Origin of the sequence: Capnocytophaga haemolytica (assembly GCF_001553545.1) — a bacterium.
Taxonomy (GTDB): domain Bacteria; phylum Bacteroidota; class Bacteroidia; order Flavobacteriales; family Flavobacteriaceae; genus Capnocytophaga; species Capnocytophaga haemolytica.
Window position 1 is genome coordinate 1,575,365 of the sequence record NZ_CP014227.1, and the last position, 16,809, is coordinate 1,592,173.

Sequence of the window (16,809 nt, forward strand, 5' to 3'; positions counted from 1 at the left end):
TACAAACTTTTTTTGATATAGAGGCTATCACCGTGTAAAACTTGTTATTTTTTCTGCGATTTGCTCAGCAGACGTCTGGTAGTCAAACCAGTGGATATTTTTGTTTTTAGCGAGCCACGTGTACTGTCGTTTGGCAAATCGACGGGTGTTTTTCTTTATTTCTTCAATGGCAACATCAAGGGTGTACACTCCGCTGAGGAAGCTAAACAGCTCGCGGTAACCTACTGTTTGCAAGGCGTTGAGGTCGCGATGTGGATAGAGGTCTTGAGCCTCGATGATTAGCCCGCGCTCGAGCATTTGCTCTACACGGCTATTGATGCGCTGGTATACCACTTCGCGTTCAGCTGTCAGGGCTATCTCAACTGTGGTAAAATCGCGCTGTGTGTTGTGCTGCTTTAAGAAGGAAGAGTAGGGTAGACCACTTGCCAAACACACTTCTAAGGCACGTATCATTCGCTGGGGGTTATTCTTATCCACGCGAGTGTAATGTTCGGGGTCGAGCCTGCTGAGAAGCTCTTGCAGGTAAGTGATGCCTTGCGCTTGATAAGTGGCTTTTAGCTCATTGCGCACTTCTTCGGGCACAGCTGGGAAACTATCCAAACCGTGGATCAGTGCATCGGCGTATAAGCCACTGCCACCTACCATCACTACCACATCGTGCTGCTTGAAGAGCTCGCTCAGCAGTGCGGTAGCCTCACGTTCAAAGTCGCCTACGGAATATGGTGTGAAGATAGACTTATGCTGTATGAAGTGATGCTTTATCTCAGCGAGTTCATCTGCCTCAGGCACAGCAGTCCCAATGTACATTTCTTTGAAGAACTGACGCGAGTCGCACGAGAGTATTTCCGTGTTGAAATGCTTTGCCAAAGCTATTGCCATACGGGTCTTTCCGATGGCAGTAGGTCCTGAAATGTTTATGAGGGTTTTCTTAAGAGGTCTCATTAATTCTCTGGTAGCTTAGAGGTTCTCCACATTGATGGCAGAATTTAGCATCATTTGAGTGGTTGTGCTCGCCACAATGTTTGCACACTAATGTTGCTTTATTGTTTTCCTTATGATTGGAGTTTGTTTTGCAATCTTTCCTTCCCCTTGAATATTCAGCAGTAACAATACCTGTAGGTACAGCAATAATGCCATACCTAATCATTACCACTGCTGCGATGATTTGTCCTATTGCTGTTTCTGGGGCAATATCACCATACCCTACTGTAGTGAGGGTCACGATGCACCAGTAGATACTGCGCGGAATACTACTAAAGCCATTCTGGTGTCGCTCAATTAAGTACATCAATGAGCCTAAAAGAATACATATTACCAGCACGAAGTATATAAATATGATAATTTTATTACGACTACGACGCAATGCTGCTTTGAGTTCCTCACCTTGATGCATAAAGCTTGCCAGATCTAAGATACGGAAGATACGTAACAGGCGTAAAGCTCTTACCACTGAAAGGGCTTTCGTACCAGGGATGACGAATGAGAGATACATCGGTAGTAAGGCGATTAGGTCAATAACGCCATATAAGCTAAAGATGTATTGATAGGGCTTCTTATTGGAAATAATGCGTAGGATGTACTCTAAGGTGAAGAAGATAGTAATAACCCACTCTAAAAATACTAAGATACTGTGTAGGTGATAATCCACATTCTCCACCGTTTCAAGCATTACCATTATTACACTGATAGATATGAGTATTAGCAGTGTAATATCAAAGAGCCTACCCATTGGGGTATTAGTACCGTAGATGATAAGGTATGCGTGCTGCTTTAAGAATTCATATTTTGATTTGACACCTTTTCTCATAGGATAGCATTGCGTTTGAGCCAGTCTCTGAACGAGTAGAAGTTCTCTGGACATACGCCGTGCCCTACGGGAAATTCCTCATAGACGTGCTTGATGCCTAATTTCTTCAACATAGGCGGGGTCTGTCGTGCCCATTCGATAGGCACTACCTGATCGCTTGCCCCGTGCGATACGTAGAAACGCAGTGCTGAGAAGTTCTCCTTTTCGTAGCCTTCTTTAAGGATATTCTTGTCGAGGTAACCGCTCAGTGCAATCACATTCTTTACTTTGCGAGGGTAGGAGATAGCAATTGCCATACTCAGGATACTGCCTTGGCTAAAGCCGAGTAGGGTAATGTTGCGGCTATCCAGATTGTACATTTCGCAAGCCTTATCGATGAAGTCCACAATCAAATCGCGCGACTCTACTGCTTGCTTCATATTGCCCCAGTATTCTTTATCAGCGTCGAAATCAATCATATACCACGCATAGCCAAAGCCTGGCAGATTGTAAGGCGCCCTGAGTGAAATCACTGTGTATTGGTCGGGCAGTTCCTCAGCAAATGAGAAGAGGTCTTGCTCATTGCTGCCATAGCCGTGCAGCATAAAGATCACAGGCGACTTCTTTAAGCGCACCTGTGGCTGACGGATGATGTATTCCAAAGGAAGTTTTTTATTTGTGTCCATATTGTTGTTAGATTTGCAATTACTACTACTTATACTGATTATTAGAAGAGTGAGTAGGAGTATCTTTTTCATTGTGTATCATTGTTTTATTGAGCTATATGCAAAGTGTTGCTTTACCGTTGGCAATTACTCCCAACACCTTTCCGTGCATTGTGTTACCCACAAAAGGACTGTTCTTAGCACTGGATAAGATATCCTCTTGGGTGAAGAGGCTTTCGCCTTCAGGAGTGAAGAGTGTCAGGTCGGCAGTGGTGCCTTGGGCTATGGGCGTGCTACCAATACCGAAACGCTTGCGTGCAGCGGTGAGTAGCTCAACTGCCCTCTCAGGGTTTACGTACTGGCTGAGCACTCCCCAAGTGTTCTCCAAGCCTATTGCTCCAAAGGCAGCCAGATCAAACTCCTTGAACTTGAGTTCTACATCCAGAGGGTTGTGGTCGGAGGTAACGAAGTCAATTCCCCCTTCGGCTAAGGCTTCGCGTAAAGCGATGACGTTATCAGCTTCGCGCAGCGGTGGCAGTATCTTGAAGTTTGTGTCGAACCCTTCGAGAACTTCATCCGTAAAGTGCAGGTGGTGAATAGCTACACTACAGGTTACATCTAAGCCCTTAGACTTTGCCTCGCGGATGAGGGCAACGGATTTTGCTGTGGAGACCGTCGGGATATGTAGCTTTCCGCCTGCGTATTCCAAGATAGCCAAATCGCGTGCTACACATAGTTCTTCGGCGAGTGCTGGTATGCCTTTCAGCCCCAAACGGGTGCCTGCAATGTGCTCATTGACAACACCTTTACCCATTATCTTAGGTGTATTGGGGAAGGATATCACCACCCCCTCAAATGGCTGTGTGTACTGCAATGCCAGCTTTACCAGATTGGCGTTGGTGATTGCCTTTTTGTAATCGCCAAAAGCCACTGCACCTGCCATTTGCATATCGTAGAGCTCGGCGAGGTCTTCACCTTTGCTACCCGTGGTAAGGGCACCTATGGGGTGCGCTGTGGCAGCAAAACCACGTGCTTTTTCCTTAATGAAGGCTACTCCTTGACTGTTATCTACCACGGGATGGGTCAGTGGATTGATCATCACGTGGGTAAAGCCACTGCGCTCAGCGGTGTACAAGCCGTGAGCGATGGTTTCGCGCTCTTCATAACCTGGTTCCCCAAAGCATACGCTGCTATCCGTCCAGCCTTGTGACACGTAGGTATTTTCGATTACCTTTTCTTCTCTTGGGGCGATATGTTCTGCGATCTCAGTGATAACACCCTCATTGATAAGGATATCCTTTGTTTGCAGGTGGAAGGCACTCTCGGGGTCAATTACCTTTGCCGACTTTAATAGTATATTCATAAATGTTGGTACTGTTACTTACTTGTGTTCCAGAGGGCAAAGGTACGAAGTATTTTTGATAAAGCAATGTTTTTTTTCATAAATTTTTCTTAAAACTTTTTTAGCTTATATCGGTTTTCAGTTTTTGGCTTATAACAGCTCTCTTTCCCGCTGATTTCTACCCTCTGATCACTGCTTTTTAACCCCTATTTTTATGTTTTTATAATCCGTTGATTATTCGATAGTTTTTCGCTAAACCTAATACTAACCTAATACTAACGTAATACTATGGTAATACTATTCAATGGCTATCCTGCGACCATCCTTCGGCGTTCCTATACGCTTCCTATACTGTTCCTGTACTGTTCGTTCGGTATTCACTTGGTTGTCGTTGTGGGTGCTCGCGTCAAATGTTCGAGAACCGTTTGGAAACCGTTCGAGATCCGTTGGGCGATCGGAGGGGTACAGTAGTCGGCTTGTAGGGCGATCAAGCGGGAGTGGAGTAGGTTAGGAGGGGCATTCTTAGGGAGTGTGAAGTTTTTTTAGAACTTTTTTTGTGTCTTTTTTGGGAGATCAGTAGTCTATCAATAGCGTTGAATATGAGTGTTCTAAGAGGTGATTTATGGTTTTTGTGCATTTTCCTTTGAAAATATTTTGTCAAATAAAATATATTTCGTTACTTTGCGCGGCACGATATTTGTAGGAGTGCTAAACGTCAAATATAATAATTGAGTAATATGGAACATACATCTGTGGATATCAGTCAGATTAACGAAAAGATTGAGCGTGAGAGTGCGTTTATCGACGTTCTCACCTCTGAGATGAACAAGGTAATCGTAGGTCAGAAGCATATGGTCAGCGCCTTGCTGATTGGTTTGCTCGGCAAAGGGCACATTCTCTTGGAAGGGGTGCCAGGGTTGGCTAAGACGTTATCGATCAATACGCTATCGAAGTCAGTACACGGCTCATTCAGTCGTATACAGTTTACCCCTGATTTATTGCCTGCGGACGTGATCGGTACGATGACTTATAACATTAAGAACAATGAGTTCTCAATTAAAAAGGGACCTATCTTTGCGAACTTCGTCTTAGCGGATGAGATCAACCGTGCGCCCGCCAAGGTGCAGTCGGCACTGCTTGAGGCAATGCAGGAGCGCCAAGTGACCATTGGCGACTCGACCTTTAAGCTCGATGCGCCTTTTATGGTAATGGCTACGCAAAACCCTGTGGAACAGGAAGGTACTTACCCGCTTCCCGAAGCACAAGTAGACCGCTTTATGCTCAAGACGGTGATTGACTATCCTAAGCTTGATGAGGAGCAGCGTATTATGCGCGATAACCTCAGCAATAGCTATGCTGCGGTGAACCAGACTGTTAGCTTGGAGCAAATCCTTAGGGCGCAGGCGGCTGTGCGCGAAGTGTATATGGATGAGAAGATTGAGAAGTATATCTTGGATATTGTGTTTGCTACGCGTTACCCCGATAAGTATGGCTTAGCCGACTTGAAGCCGCTCATTAGTTTTGGGGCTTCGCCTCGTGGTAGTATCAACTTGGCTATGGCAGCTAAGTGTTATGCCTTTATCAAGCGCAGAGGGTATGTAATCCCTGAGGACGTAAGGGCTGTGGTATATGACGTATTGCGCCACCGTATCGGCATTACTTATGAGGCTGAAGCGGAGAATATCACTTCTGAGGAGATGATTAGTAAGATTGTCAATACGATTGAGGTGCCATAGGAAGTGAATCGTGCACTGTGTGTAGTGCATAATGATTTATGAACCACTAATGGCTAATGACTAATCGCTAATATGGATACAAAAGAATTATTAAAGAAGGTTCGCAAGGTAGAGATAAAGACGCGGAAGCTCTCTGACCATATCTTTGGTGGGGAGTATCATTCTACGTTTAAGGGGCGCGGAATGACCTTCAGTGAGGTGCGTCCTTACCAGTTTGGGGACGATATCCGCACGATTGACTGGAATGTTACGGCGCGCTATAACGAGCCTTATGTGAAGGTATTTGAGGAGGAACGCGAGCTTACCTTGATGCTTATGGTGGACGTGAGTGGCAGTGAGCTTTTCGGTACGGTACAGGAGTTTAAGAGTGAGATTATTACTGAGATAGCGGCTACACTGGCGTTCTCCGCTCTTCAGAACAACGATAAGACAGGCTTGATACTCTTTTCGGACGAGATAGAGCTATTCATTCCTCCTAAGAAAGGGAAGTCGCACGTGTTGCGTATTATCCGTGAGCTGATTGAGTTTGAGCCTAAGAGTAGGCAGACCAGCCTCTCGGGGCTTTGGAGTTTCTCAGTAGGGTGATGAAGAAGAAGGCTATCGTGTTTCTGCTATCGGACTTTATGGATAAAGGCTACGAGAAGCCTTTGCAGATTGCTGCTAAGAAGCACGACGTTACGGGTATCCGCATTTATGATGCTAAGGAGATGCACTTGCCTAAGCTCGGCTACATAATGGTAAAGGATGCCGAATCGGGTGAGCTTATACAGGTGAATACTTCGTCGAGTGCTGTACGAGCGGACTACGAGCGGCAGTATAGGGAGGGGGTAGCGTACTTTGAAAACCTGTTGCAGAAGTCGGGTGCGGGGGTAGTGAGTTGCCGCTCAGACGAGAGTTATACACAGAAGCTCTTGGGCTATTTCAAGCGAAGGTAAGTAGATCTTAGAGGCTGTTTATTTTAGAGAAAAGAAAGATGATTAAGAGAGCATTATTATACGCTTTTGTAGGCTTGGCCTCAACTCTTAGTGCCCAAGAGGTAAAGGTAGAGGCTAATCCGAAAGATATTAAGATAGGCGAACAGGTGCAATACAAGATATCAGTAAAAGGCACTCCTGAGGACAGGGTTGTTTTTCCTGATGGGCAGACGTTCTCTCCGCTTGAGATGGTGCGCACTGAGCCAACTGATACATTGAAGGATAAGGGTACTTACCGCTTGGTGAAGACCTATTACCTCACTCAGTTCGATGAAGGGCAGTATACGATTCCTCCTCAGCGAGTAGTTGTCAATAGTAAGGATTTTATAACTGATTCCATAAGGGTAGCTGTGAGGAATATCGCTATTGATACCCTACAAAGACCGCTGTATGACATTAAGCCTATTGCAGAGGTAGGGCGACCTGCACGCTCGCTATGGTGGCTGTGGGTGCTCGGTGGGGCTGCTATTGGTGCTATTGTAGGAGGACTGCTTTATATCTTCGTCTTTCGCAAAAAGAAGCTCTCGGACGTCTTTAAGAAGAAGCAACTGCCGCCTTTTGAGCGTGCTATACAGGATTTGCGAGAGCTACAACAGTCGCGCTACTTGATGGAGTCGCAGCACAAGGAGTACTATTCGCGTCTAACGGATATTGTTAAGGAATACTTAGAGGATGAGGTGCATATCTTAGCCAAAGAAAGCACTACTGATGAACTTCTGGCAAAGATAACTTTGCTACAAGAAAAAGGAAAGCTATACCTTGCCCCTGAAACTATACAGAACTTAAAGCGCGTATTGCAAACCGCCGACTTAGTGAAGTTTGCCAAGAGTAAGCCCTCAGACAATAATGCTGAGTACGACCGTGAGACTATCGAAAACGTAGTGATAAAGACTAAGGAGGCGATACCAGTGGTGTCACCTTCAGGAGCTACAGTACAGCAACAGTCGTTCTTAGAACTTTTGGCTGAGCAGAAGCGCAAATATAGAAAGCGCGCTAAGAAAGTGGTTATCATTGTGTGCTCGGTGATGCTATTGCTTGGAGTGGGTGCTGCGGTAGTGGGTTATTACTATGCTAATCAGCTTATTGGCACTCAGCTTTTGGAACTCAATGCACGCAAATGGGTAACGAGCGATTACGGCTATCCTGTCACACAGCTCAGCACTCCAGAGGTGCTTACACGTAGGCAGATAGGCAATGGCAACCTATTGGGCGCTGATGTAGATAAAGAGTATTGCTTTGACTTTGGTAGTATCAATTCTGAGTTGTACATAATGACTGATGTAATCACCTTTAAAGCGCAAGGTGATGATAAGCCTCTGAACCTTAATCCGCAACAGGTAAATGAGTTGTTGCTTTCACAATTAGACAAAGCAGGGGCTAAGAACATCACAACACTTCAAGAGGAAGTAACCCTACCGAGTGGTGCAAAAGGCATCAGAGTGTACGGTAAAATGCAGGTGCTTGATGAGAAGACAAAGCAGCCTTTTGAGGCAGGTTATGAGTCGCTTAGTTTTGCTGAAAACGGGGCTTTACAGCAGTTGCTCATCACGTATATTGATAAACCAGCAGCACAGCCTATTGTGCAACGAGTAATAGGGTCGATAGTGTTTAAAACAGAGTAAAGTAAAGAGCGTATGTTTAAAGATATAACATTTGCAAATCCAGCATTCTTTTGGTTGTTGTTGCTCATACCACTGCTGTGTGTGTGGTATATATTCTCTTACAAGAAATCGAAGGCAAACCTAAGTATTTCATCAACACTGACTTTTAAGAAGTATAAAGGAAAGGGCTATTTATACCACTTACTTTTTGTAAGCAGAGTGTTAGCTATAGCTTTGCTGATTGTAGCCTTAGCCCGCCCACAAGTGCATTCAGAATCAGCTAAGGTAAAGACTACTGAAGGGATTGACATTGTGCTGGCAATAGATGTGTCTACCAGTATGCTCTCGCAGGACTTGAAACCCAACCGCTTTGAGGCACTGAAGAAAGTAGCTTCACAGTTCGTACAGGAGCGCCCTAACGACCGCATCGGTTTGGTAATTTATGCAGGTGAAAGTTATACTCAAACGCCAGTAACAAGCGATAAGGCGATAATCCTTAACGCTCTGAAGGACATTAATTCTGGTGCTATCGAGGATGGTACTGCTATTGGGATGGGGCTGGCTACGGCGGTCAATCGTTTGAAAGAGAGCAAAGCCAAGAGCCGTGTGATAATCCTCCTTACTGATGGGGTAAATAACACAGGCTTCGTCGACCCTGAAACAGCTGCTGAGATGGCTGCCGAATATGGTATTAAGGTTTACACGGTAGGGATAGGTACTAATGGTATGGCACTTTCACCCTTTGCTCTGAACGCTGATGGCTCCATAATGTACCGAATGCAACAAGTAGAGATAGATGAAGCACTGATGAAGAATATCGCTAAGATCACTAAGGGGAAATACTTCCGTGCTACTAACAATAAAAAGCTCAAAGAGATCTACGATGAGATTAATAAACTTGAAACAAGTAAGATAGAGGAATTTAAATATACAGAAGTAGACGAAAAATTCCGTCCGTTGGCGCTTATAGCAGGCTTGTTATTACTACTTGAATTCTTGCTAAAGCACACCGTTTTTAGGAATGAAATATAAAAGTTGCCAAACTATATTTAATGGGATAGCGGTTTTGTACGTAAGTGCAAAGCCGCTATTTTTTATTCTTTGAAGGCTACTGATGGATAAAATGCTTACTACCACCGAAACAAGAACGAACCCACAACGAAGTAATAAATTATTATGAGTAATACAAATTTGTTTTCGTTTTCCTTCGTAAACTATAAAGATATAAACTATTGAAATTTAGTGGGCTAAAAGGTGAGTTTTAAAATATTTATGAAAATAAGTGTTAAAATGTTTGGCGGTTTAAAAAAATAGCTATACTTTTACCGCCTAAATGAATAACAAACGTAACAGATATGAGTAATACAGAAAAGAAAACAAGTATGTACGAAAACGTGATGCACGAGTTCAACAAAGCAGCAGACAAGATGAACTTAGATGCAGGCGTACGCAAGATTTTAGCAACTACTCAGAACGAAGTAGTAGTGCACTTCCCTGTGAAGATGGACGATGGTCGCATTGAGGTATTCACAGGCTATCGCGTGCAACACAACAACGCACTGGGTCCTTATAAAGGGGGATTGCGCTATCACCCAACGGTGGACATCAATGCCGCACGTGCTTTGGCTACGTGGATGACGTGGAAGTCAGCTATCGCAGGCATTCCGTACGGTGGCGGTAAGGGTGGTATACAGATTGACCCAAGCCAATTCTCACAAGCAGAGTTGGAGCGTATCACACGTCGCTTTACCTACGCATTGGGCGATAATATTGGTCCTGATTACGATATTCCTGCACCAGATGTGAATACCAATGCACAGATTATGGCGTGGATTGCCGATACGTATGCCTCTACCAAAGCACCCTCACAGCGCGCTAATAACTTCCACGTAGTAACAGGTAAGCCTGTAGGCTGCGGCGGATTGGAAGGGCGCGACCGTGCAACAGGTTTTGGAGTGGTAACTGCTATTAAGAAGTGGGTAAAAGCTCATAATGTAGACCTGAAAGGCAAGACCTATATTGTGCAAGGCTTCGGTAACGTAGGCTATTGGACAGCGCATTTTCTCAGTGAGCTTGGGGCTAAACTCATTGCTGTACAAGACCACACAGGCTCTATTAGCAATCCTGATGGTATCTGCCCTGAAGAGCTTTTAGCGTATGCAAAGACCAACAAGGGTGGGGTAGGAGGCTATCCTAAAGCAAAGGCTATCAATAATGCCGACTTCTGGAAGACAGAGTGCTATCTATTAGTGCCAGCAGCTTTGGGTAACCAAATCACTGTAAACAATGTGAAAGACATCAAGGCGCAATTAGTGGCAGAAGGCGCTAATGGCCCCACAGACTCAGAGGCAGAGGAAGTGCTTTTGAAGAAAGGCATAGCCGTAATTCCTGACATCTTGTGTAACAGTGGTGGGGTGATAGGTTCGTACTACGAATGGCTACAGAACAAGCGTGCTGAGGTATGGCATATTGATGAGGTACTCGAAAGACTACAAAGGAAGATTGAGCACTCATTCGATTTGGTAGTTGAAGCCTCAAAAGAATACGACTGCGACCTGCGTACAGCGGCGTATATCGTAGCACTCAAGAAGATAGAGCGCGTATACAAAGAAAGAGGCGTATTCCCTTAGAATACAAAAACAATAAGATAAAAGAGACTGCCCACGGGTGGTCTCTTTTTTGGCTTTAAAATTAATTTGACGTATGAATGAACAAGAAACGGTACTTGTAGTAGGAGCTACGGGCTATTTGGGAAGATACATAGTAGCAGAACTACATAGACGAGGCGTACGGGTGCGAGCCGTAGTACGCAGTAGAGTTCGCGCTGAGGAAGAAGGGGCTTGGGGAGCACCTTCGCTTGAAGGTTTGGTAGATGAATGGGCAGAAGGGGCAGTAACTGACCTTACATTTACTACTGAGCTGGCAAAGGGGGTCGATAGAGTGATTTCAGCCCTTGGCGTAACCAAGCAGAAGGCAGACCCTTGGGCAGTGGATTACGGGGCAAACCTAAATGTATTGCGATCGGCTGTGGAGTACGATGTGAAGAGCTTCTGCTTTGTGAACGTCATCGGAGGTGATAAGTGTCCTGCCCAGCTTACTAAGGCAAAGGCTGCCTTTGTAAAAGACCTAAAAGCCTCTGCGATTATCAGTGAGGTGGTGAACCCGCCTGCCTATTTCTCAGATATGACTGAGGTCTTTAAGATGGCACAACAAGGACGGGTGTATCTCTTTGCCCCAGAGGTGCGTATCAATCCCATTCACGGGGCGGATTTGGCAGCCTTCTGTGTAGATAGGCTTTTGGAGGGCAAAGTAGGTGAGTGGAATGTAGGCGGACCTGAGGTGTTTACGTGGCGGGAAGTGGCAACTTGTGTTTTTGAAGCATTGGGTAAGCCTGCAAAGATAAGTAGGGTAAGCCCTATGGTACTCAAACCACTAATCGGAATAATGCAACTATTTAACGAGCGAAAAGCAGATACGCTGCGCTTTGTAAGCTGGAGTATGACCCACGATTGTATGGGGCAAACCACGGGGACGCATAAATTGCTCGATTTTTATACTGCACAAGCACGATAACTTAAACAAACAATAAAAGAAAACCACCATTGTAAGCGTCCTTACAATGGTGGTTTTTGAATTTTACAAAGGACTAGTAAATATTTAAGAACTTAGACTTAGTTGTTTTGTCTGTCTCGAATACTTTTGAGACAGACTAACCTTGCAAGGTGTAACCCATAAGTAAGTCTTATGGTGAGGTTGTTGTGGCAAAGAAAAAAACATTTAAGGTTTCCAGATCCGTTCTTGAGGTGTAGTCATATCATACTCAGAAGGAGCATTGATATTTTTAGGGTCTTTACCATATTGGTTACTGCCATAATCCCCTTCTCCAAAAATGAGGTATATAGGGTAAAAGGGAATGAGTTGATACCAACCGCTATTACCTACATCGTGACAACGTTTAGCCCCCTGCGCCCATACAAACCAAACATAGAAAGGCAAAAAGAAAAGATAGGGAATAAAGTAATATTTTTGTCCCGCTAAAATTAGTGAGATGACCTGAGCGATAAAGTTCGCTGCTGTGGCAATAATAATTGTTAAGCCGTACTCCAACCTGCGAATACGACCTTCAAATGAAAAAGGTGCTTTAACATAGTTAAAAAATATTAGTTATAATTGATTTTTATTTTACTTCTTCTAAGGAAAAGATAGTATGTCGCAAAATTACACCCATATTTCAATCTGCACAAATTTTTATGTTAAAATTTTATACACTAAATTATTTTTTAAACTAAGAAGCAGTTTTTTAAGCTGTTGTAATTCTCTTTCTAAAAACTATAAAAACCATATTTCTTATTCGTGCAAATATTCTGTTAACACGATATTAAGTAGTTTATTATACCAATAAAAATATATTTTTAAGAAATTATATGTTTTAACAAACTACTTTCTTCCTATACTCATCCTATACTCTTCCTGTACTGTTCCTATACTGAGCCTGTACAAAAGAATATTTTTCTTTTTCAGAAAACTGTAATCAGCTGGGGTGCATAGAGCGTATTTTTTTCGATACACAAACGAATATTTTTAAGAATTTATTTGGTGGTTTGCGAAAAAGGCCGTACCTTTGCGGCGTCAAAGTGGATGATTGCCTGTGGTAGTATCTGCTTTAAGAAAGAAGTATAATTTTAATTTATTAAAAGAAAATGGCACATAACATTAAAAAAGGCGTTATTCTTGGAAAAGAAGTACAGGAAGTATTTAAATACGCCAAAGAAAAAGGCTTTGCTTTGCCAGCAGCCAACGTAATTAGTTCAAACTCTATTAATGCAGCTTTGGAAACTGCTGTAGCTGTTAATTCACCTATGATTATTCAATTCTCTAACGGTGGGGCACAGTTTATGGCAGGTAAAGGGCTTTCGAATGAGAATCAACGTGCAGCAGTGCTCGGTGCTATCGCTGGAGCAAAACACGTGCACCAATTGGCTGAGGCTTATGGGGCGACTATCATCCTGCATACTGACCACTGCGCTAAGAAGCTATTGCCTTGGCTCGACGGTATGCTCGATGCTTCAGAAAAGCATTTTAAGGAAACAGGTAAGCCAATTTTTAGTTCGCATATGATCGACTTATCAGTGGAACCTATCAAGGAAAACATTGAGATCAGCAAACGCTATTTGGAACGTATGAGTAAGATGGGGATGACCCTTGAAATCGAGCTCGGTATGACTGGCGGTGAAGAAGACGGTGTGGATAACTCAGGTGTGGAAGACAGCAGACTTTTTACGCAACCAGAGGACGTGGCTTACGCTTATGAAGAACTTTCAAAAGTGAGCCCACAATTCACTATTGCGGCATCTTTCGGTAACGTTCACGGTGTGTACAAGCCAGGAAATGTGAAGTTGACCCCTAAGATCTTACGTAACTCACAAGACTATGTTTCTAAGAAGTACAATTTGCCTCACAACAGTTTGGACTTGGTGTTCCACGGAGGTTCAGGTTCTACTTTAGCCGAGATCAAAGAAGCTGTATCGTATGGTGTAGTGAAGATGAACATCGATACTGACTTACAATATGCTTTCACTGAAGGGGTTCGCGATTATATGAAAGCGAAAGCAGACTACTTGAAGGGGCAAGTGGGTAACCCAGAAGGAGCTGATGCGCCTAACAAGAAGTATTACGACCCACGTGTATGGCTCAGAGAAGGTGAAAAGACGTTCATTGCACGTCTTAAGAAAGCCTTTGAAGACCTTAACAATGTAAACACATTATAATAAGGAATAACATTTACAACAGATAGATTTCGGAGCGTAGATGTTTATCTACCCTCTGAAATCTATTTTTTATATTAACTATTTAACTTCATTTATATGAATACAGACAATAATTACAGTTCAGAGTTTCAGTACGGAGGGGCTTCAGTTCCTAAGCTGGTAGCCGATGTAACTGAGACTGAGCGCGCGGAGTTTTACCGCAAAACATATACTCACGTAGCCTTGGCATTATTGGCATTTATCGCAGTAGAGGCATTGCTGCTGAGGATTATCCCCGACAGCTTACTGCTGAAATTGGGTGGGCGCTATATATGGCTATTTGTGATTGGCGCCTTTTGGTTGGGCTCGGTATTGGCTAACAAATGGGCACATTCCTTGGATAGAAACACACAATATTTAGGTTTGGGCGTATACGTAGTGCTCGAGGCGCTTATCTTTTGGCCTATGATTAGGATTGCTTTGCTCTACGCCGATGGAGGTTCGATGATATCGCAGGCGGGGATTATCACCTTGGCGATGTTTGCAGGGCTTACTGCTGTAGTATTCTTCACCCGAGTGAATTTCTCCTTCTTGCGTACAGTGCTTGTAGTAGGGGGCTTTGTATCCTTAGGGCTGATTGTGGCAGGGGCACTCTTTGGTTTTGATTTAGGCTTGTGGTTCTCCGCAGGTATGATTGCCTTAGCCTCAGGAGCTATCCTTTATGAAACTTATAATATCAAGAATGAGTATGGCACTAATCAATATGTAGGGGCAGCATTGCAACTCTTTGCCTCAGTGATGTTGCTGTTCTGGTATATATTGCGCATATTCTTATCGAGAAGAGACTAAGTATTTTTTAATATCATAAGAAGCTGGGAGTTTTTTCCAGCTTTTTTTGTGCTATATTCTGAAGAATTACTACCTTTGCATCACTTTTAATAAGAAATGAAGATGATACGAGTTATATTGTTGTTATTGCCTTTTGCACTTGGGGCACAAGAGGCTGGTAATCGTTTGTCACTGCTCTTTATGGGTGACATAATGGGGCACGTTCCTCAGATAGAAGGGGCTTATGACACAACTACTAAAAAGTACGATTATACACCCGTATTTGCTAAGATAAAGCACAGGTTTGCTGCTGTGGACTTTGCTATTGCCAATCTTGAGGTTACGCTTGCTGGCAAGCCTTATAACGGTTACCCACAGTTTTCCTCACCTGATGCTTTAGCCTCAGATGCGAAGCGTAGTGGCATTGGTGTATTAGTTACAGCCAATAATCATACTTGCGATAGAGGTAAACAGGGTATCATCCGTACCCTTGACGTACTGGATTCGCTGCGTATTCCCCATACAGGTACTTTCCGCAATAAGAGTGAGCGTGAGCAACACAATCTGCTTGTGCTCAATAAAAACGGTATCACAGTGGGCTTGCTGAACTACACCTATGGCACTAATGGGCTGCCTGTACCTGAACCTACGATAGTCAATAAGATAAACTTTGAGCAAATGAAGGCTGACATTGCAGAGGCAAAGCGCTATAATCTCGATAAGCTCATCGTGATGATCCACTGGGGTATAGAGTATCAACAGCATCAGAATAAGCGACAAGAAGAAGTAGCTCAGTTTTTATTTGATAATGGAGTAGATATCATCATCGGAGGGCACCCGCACGTGTTGCAACCTATGTATTACTATCCGCAGACAAGTTTGCATAAGGAGCGGCTGGTAACTTACTCGCTGGGGAATTTTGTTTCCAACCAACGCAAGCCCAATACTGATGGGGGTGCAATGGTAGAACTCACGCTGCTAAAAGATGGTTACAGTACTCGCATAGTGGATAAAGGGTACTATCTCACGTGGGTAAATCGTACACAAAAAGCCAATGGCAAATACCACTATGAGATACTGCCTTGTAAGGAATATGAAGAGGCTAACTACAAAGAGCTCAATCAGGAAGCACAGGCTGAGATGAAGACTTTTATAGGCAATTCACGACATCTTTTTAAGAGCAATGTGTTAGTAGGGGAGAAGCCTTAGAAAATATTTTAGTGGTTATAATTGTTTTGTATTGGTAAAAAGATGTATATTTGCACGCAATTTTTCAAATAATTATACAATGAAAAGAATTATCTTGACCGCAATGGCGGTATGTGCTATGGCAACAGTACAAGCACAAAAAATCAATTTGGGTAAGGCAGTAGGAGCTGCTGCTAAGGGTGCTCAAGCACTTACATTCACTAATGAGGATGCCAAGAAGCTATCGAAAGAATCAGTAGATTGGATGGATGCTCATAACAAAGTGGCGGATAAAAACAGCCCTTACACGAAGCGTCTGAATCGTATCTTTGGTAAGCACAAGAATGAAGACGGTTTGAACCTTAACTACAAGGTCTATGAGGTGATTGATATCAATGCTTTTGCTTGTGCGGATGGTAGTGTACGTGTGTTTTCCTCACTGATGGATATTATGACTGATGACGAGCTATTGGCTGTGATAGGTCACGAAATTGGTCACGTTAAGAATGAGGATACCAAAGATGCTATTAAGGCAGCTTATACACAAGCGGCTCTTATGGATGCAGCTTCAGCATCTTCAAACACAGTGCACGCCTTGAGTAAAACTCAGATTGGTGAAATGGCAAATGCTTTCTTAGATGCAAAACACAGCAAGAAGCAAGAGTCGCAAGCTGATGATTACTCATACGACTTTATGAAGAAACACGGCTATAATGTAGTGGGAGTATACACCGCTTTTAAGAAGTTAGCACTCCTTTCAGAAGGTGCAGAACAAAGTCGCTTTCAAAAGATGATGAGTTCACACCCTGATAGCAATAAGCGTGCTGAAACTGCTAAAAAACGAGCTATCAAGGACGGTTTGTGGAAAGACCCAGGAGAAGTAAAACTCCCTACAAGCCCGATTAAATAATGTACAATTTATAATGTATAAAGCATAATAAA

The 16,809-nt window shown here is 43.5% G+C and carries 14 protein-coding genes and 1 pseudogene; 10 read left to right on the plus strand and 5 right to left on the minus strand.

Annotated elements, in window-relative coordinates; genetic code table 11:
• Positions 1-27: 27 nt before the first annotated feature.
• From miaA to AXF12_RS07115, 4 genes are all read right to left on the minus strand, one after another.
• On the minus strand, positions 28-942 hold the full coding sequence (gene miaA, locus AXF12_RS07100; protein ID WP_066429645.1) for a tRNA (adenosine(37)-N6)-dimethylallyltransferase MiaA: 915 nt from the start codon (positions 940-942) through the stop codon (positions 28-30).
• Positions 929-1,807 carry an ion transporter gene (locus AXF12_RS07105; RefSeq protein WP_066429648.1) on the minus strand — a complete coding sequence of 293 codons (879 nt, stop codon included), beginning with the start codon at positions 1,805-1,807 and terminating at the stop codon, positions 929-931. The genes miaA and AXF12_RS07105 overlap by 14 nt, the downstream gene beginning before the upstream one ends.
• Complete coding sequence (locus AXF12_RS07110) at positions 1,804-2,472, minus strand: alpha/beta hydrolase (RefSeq protein ID WP_082753012.1); 669 nt, start codon at positions 2,470-2,472, stop codon at positions 1,804-1,806. The genes AXF12_RS07105 and AXF12_RS07110 overlap by 4 nt, the downstream gene beginning before the upstream one ends.
• Positions 2,473-2,566: 94 nt before the next feature.
• A complete protein-coding gene (locus tag AXF12_RS07115) occupies positions 2,567-3,814 on the minus strand; it encodes a dihydroorotase (protein ID WP_066429651.1) in 1,248 nt (415 codons plus the stop codon).
• A gap of 716 nt (positions 3,815-4,530) precedes the next feature.
• On the opposite strand from AXF12_RS07115, the gene AXF12_RS07120 reads away from it, so the two are divergent.
• From AXF12_RS07120 to AXF12_RS07145, 6 genes and pseudogenes are all read left to right on the plus strand, one after another.
• On the plus strand, positions 4,531-5,529 hold the full coding sequence (locus AXF12_RS07120) for an AAA family ATPase (RefSeq protein ID WP_066431866.1): 999 nt from the start codon (positions 4,531-4,533) through the stop codon (positions 5,527-5,529).
• Positions 5,530-5,601: 72 nt separating this feature from the next.
• Positions 5,602-6,464 (plus strand): annotated as a pseudogene (locus AXF12_RS07125) (DUF58 domain-containing protein).
• A gap of 41 nt (positions 6,465-6,505) precedes the next feature.
• Complete coding sequence (locus AXF12_RS07130) at positions 6,506-8,125, plus strand: BatD family protein (RefSeq protein ID WP_394336605.1); 1,620 nt, start codon at positions 6,506-6,508, stop codon at positions 8,123-8,125.
• A 12-nt stretch (positions 8,126-8,137) separates the two neighbouring features.
• Positions 8,138-9,136: a vWA domain-containing protein gene (locus AXF12_RS07135; protein ID WP_066429659.1), complete on the plus strand. Its 999-nt coding sequence runs from the start codon at positions 8,138-8,140 to the stop codon at positions 9,134-9,136.
• Between the two features lie 323 nt (positions 9,137-9,459).
• Positions 9,460-10,734 (plus strand): Glu/Leu/Phe/Val family dehydrogenase, encoded by a 1,275-nt coding sequence (locus tag AXF12_RS07140; protein WP_066429660.1) that lies wholly within the window; start codon positions 9,460-9,462, stop codon positions 10,732-10,734.
• A gap of 73 nt (positions 10,735-10,807) precedes the next feature.
• Positions 10,808-11,677 (plus strand): NAD(P)H-binding protein, encoded by an 870-nt coding sequence (locus AXF12_RS07145; RefSeq protein WP_066429669.1) that lies wholly within the window; start codon positions 10,808-10,810, stop codon positions 11,675-11,677.
• A 204-nt stretch (positions 11,678-11,881) separates the two neighbouring features.
• Here AXF12_RS07145 and AXF12_RS07150 read toward each other — a convergent pair whose 3' ends face one another.
• The gene (locus AXF12_RS07150) at positions 11,882-12,211 is read right to left on the minus strand and encodes a DUF805 domain-containing protein (protein ID WP_197697154.1); all 330 of its coding nucleotides are present in this window, start codon (positions 12,209-12,211) and stop codon (positions 11,882-11,884) included.
• A 593-nt stretch (positions 12,212-12,804) separates the two neighbouring features.
• Here AXF12_RS07150 and fbaA point away from each other — a divergent pair.
• The 4 genes from fbaA to AXF12_RS07170 all read left to right on the plus strand — a co-directional run bounded on the left by fbaA (position 12,805) and on the right by AXF12_RS07170 (position 16,777).
• On the plus strand, positions 12,805-13,872 hold the full coding sequence (fbaA, locus tag AXF12_RS07155; RefSeq protein ID WP_066429672.1) for a class II fructose-bisphosphate aldolase: 1,068 nt from the start codon (positions 12,805-12,807) through the stop codon (positions 13,870-13,872).
• Between the two features lie 96 nt (positions 13,873-13,968).
• Positions 13,969-14,700 carry a Bax inhibitor-1/YccA family protein gene (locus tag AXF12_RS07160; RefSeq protein ID WP_066429674.1) on the plus strand — a complete coding sequence of 244 codons (732 nt, stop codon included), beginning with the start codon at positions 13,969-13,971 and terminating at the stop codon, positions 14,698-14,700.
• Positions 14,701-14,802: 102 nt separating this feature from the next.
• Entirely contained in the window at positions 14,803-15,888 is a 1,086-nt protein-coding gene (locus tag AXF12_RS07165) for a CapA family protein (protein WP_066431869.1), read from the plus strand.
• A 79-nt stretch (positions 15,889-15,967) separates the two neighbouring features.
• Positions 15,968-16,777 (plus strand): M48 family metallopeptidase, encoded by an 810-nt coding sequence (locus AXF12_RS07170; RefSeq protein WP_066429682.1) that lies wholly within the window; start codon positions 15,968-15,970, stop codon positions 16,775-16,777.
• Positions 16,778-16,809 lie beyond the last annotated feature (32 nt).

Excerpts from the sequence above, each read along its gene's own strand:
- miaA (WP_066429645.1), bottom strand. The coding sequence starts at position 942 with ATGAGACCTCTTAAGAAAACCCTCATAAACATTTCAGGACCTACTGCC.
- AXF12_RS07105 (WP_066429648.1), bottom strand. The coding sequence starts at position 1,807 with ATGAGAAAAGGTGTCAAATCAAAATATGAATTCTTAAAGCAGCACGCA.
- AXF12_RS07110 (WP_082753012.1), bottom strand. The coding sequence starts at position 2,472 with ATGGACACAAATAAAAAACTTCCTTTGGAATACATCATCCGTCAGCCA.
- AXF12_RS07115 (WP_066429651.1), bottom strand. The coding sequence starts at position 3,814 with ATGAATATACTATTAAAGTCGGCAAAGGTAATTGACCCCGAGAGTGCC.
- AXF12_RS07120 (WP_066431866.1), top strand. The coding sequence starts at position 4,531 with ATGGAACATACATCTGTGGATATCAGTCAGATTAACGAAAAGATTGAG.
- AXF12_RS07135 (WP_066429659.1), top strand. The coding sequence starts at position 8,138 with ATGTTTAAAGATATAACATTTGCAAATCCAGCATTCTTTTGGTTGTTG.
- AXF12_RS07140 (WP_066429660.1), top strand. The coding sequence starts at position 9,460 with ATGAGTAATACAGAAAAGAAAACAAGTATGTACGAAAACGTGATGCAC.
- AXF12_RS07145 (WP_066429669.1), top strand. The coding sequence starts at position 10,808 with ATGAATGAACAAGAAACGGTACTTGTAGTAGGAGCTACGGGCTATTTG.
- fbaA (WP_066429672.1), top strand. The coding sequence starts at position 12,805 with ATGGCACATAACATTAAAAAAGGCGTTATTCTTGGAAAAGAAGTACAG.
- AXF12_RS07160 (WP_066429674.1), top strand. The coding sequence starts at position 13,969 with ATGAATACAGACAATAATTACAGTTCAGAGTTTCAGTACGGAGGGGCT.
- AXF12_RS07165 (WP_066431869.1), top strand. The coding sequence starts at position 14,803 with ATGATACGAGTTATATTGTTGTTATTGCCTTTTGCACTTGGGGCACAA.
- AXF12_RS07170 (WP_066429682.1), top strand. The coding sequence starts at position 15,968 with ATGAAAAGAATTATCTTGACCGCAATGGCGGTATGTGCTATGGCAACA.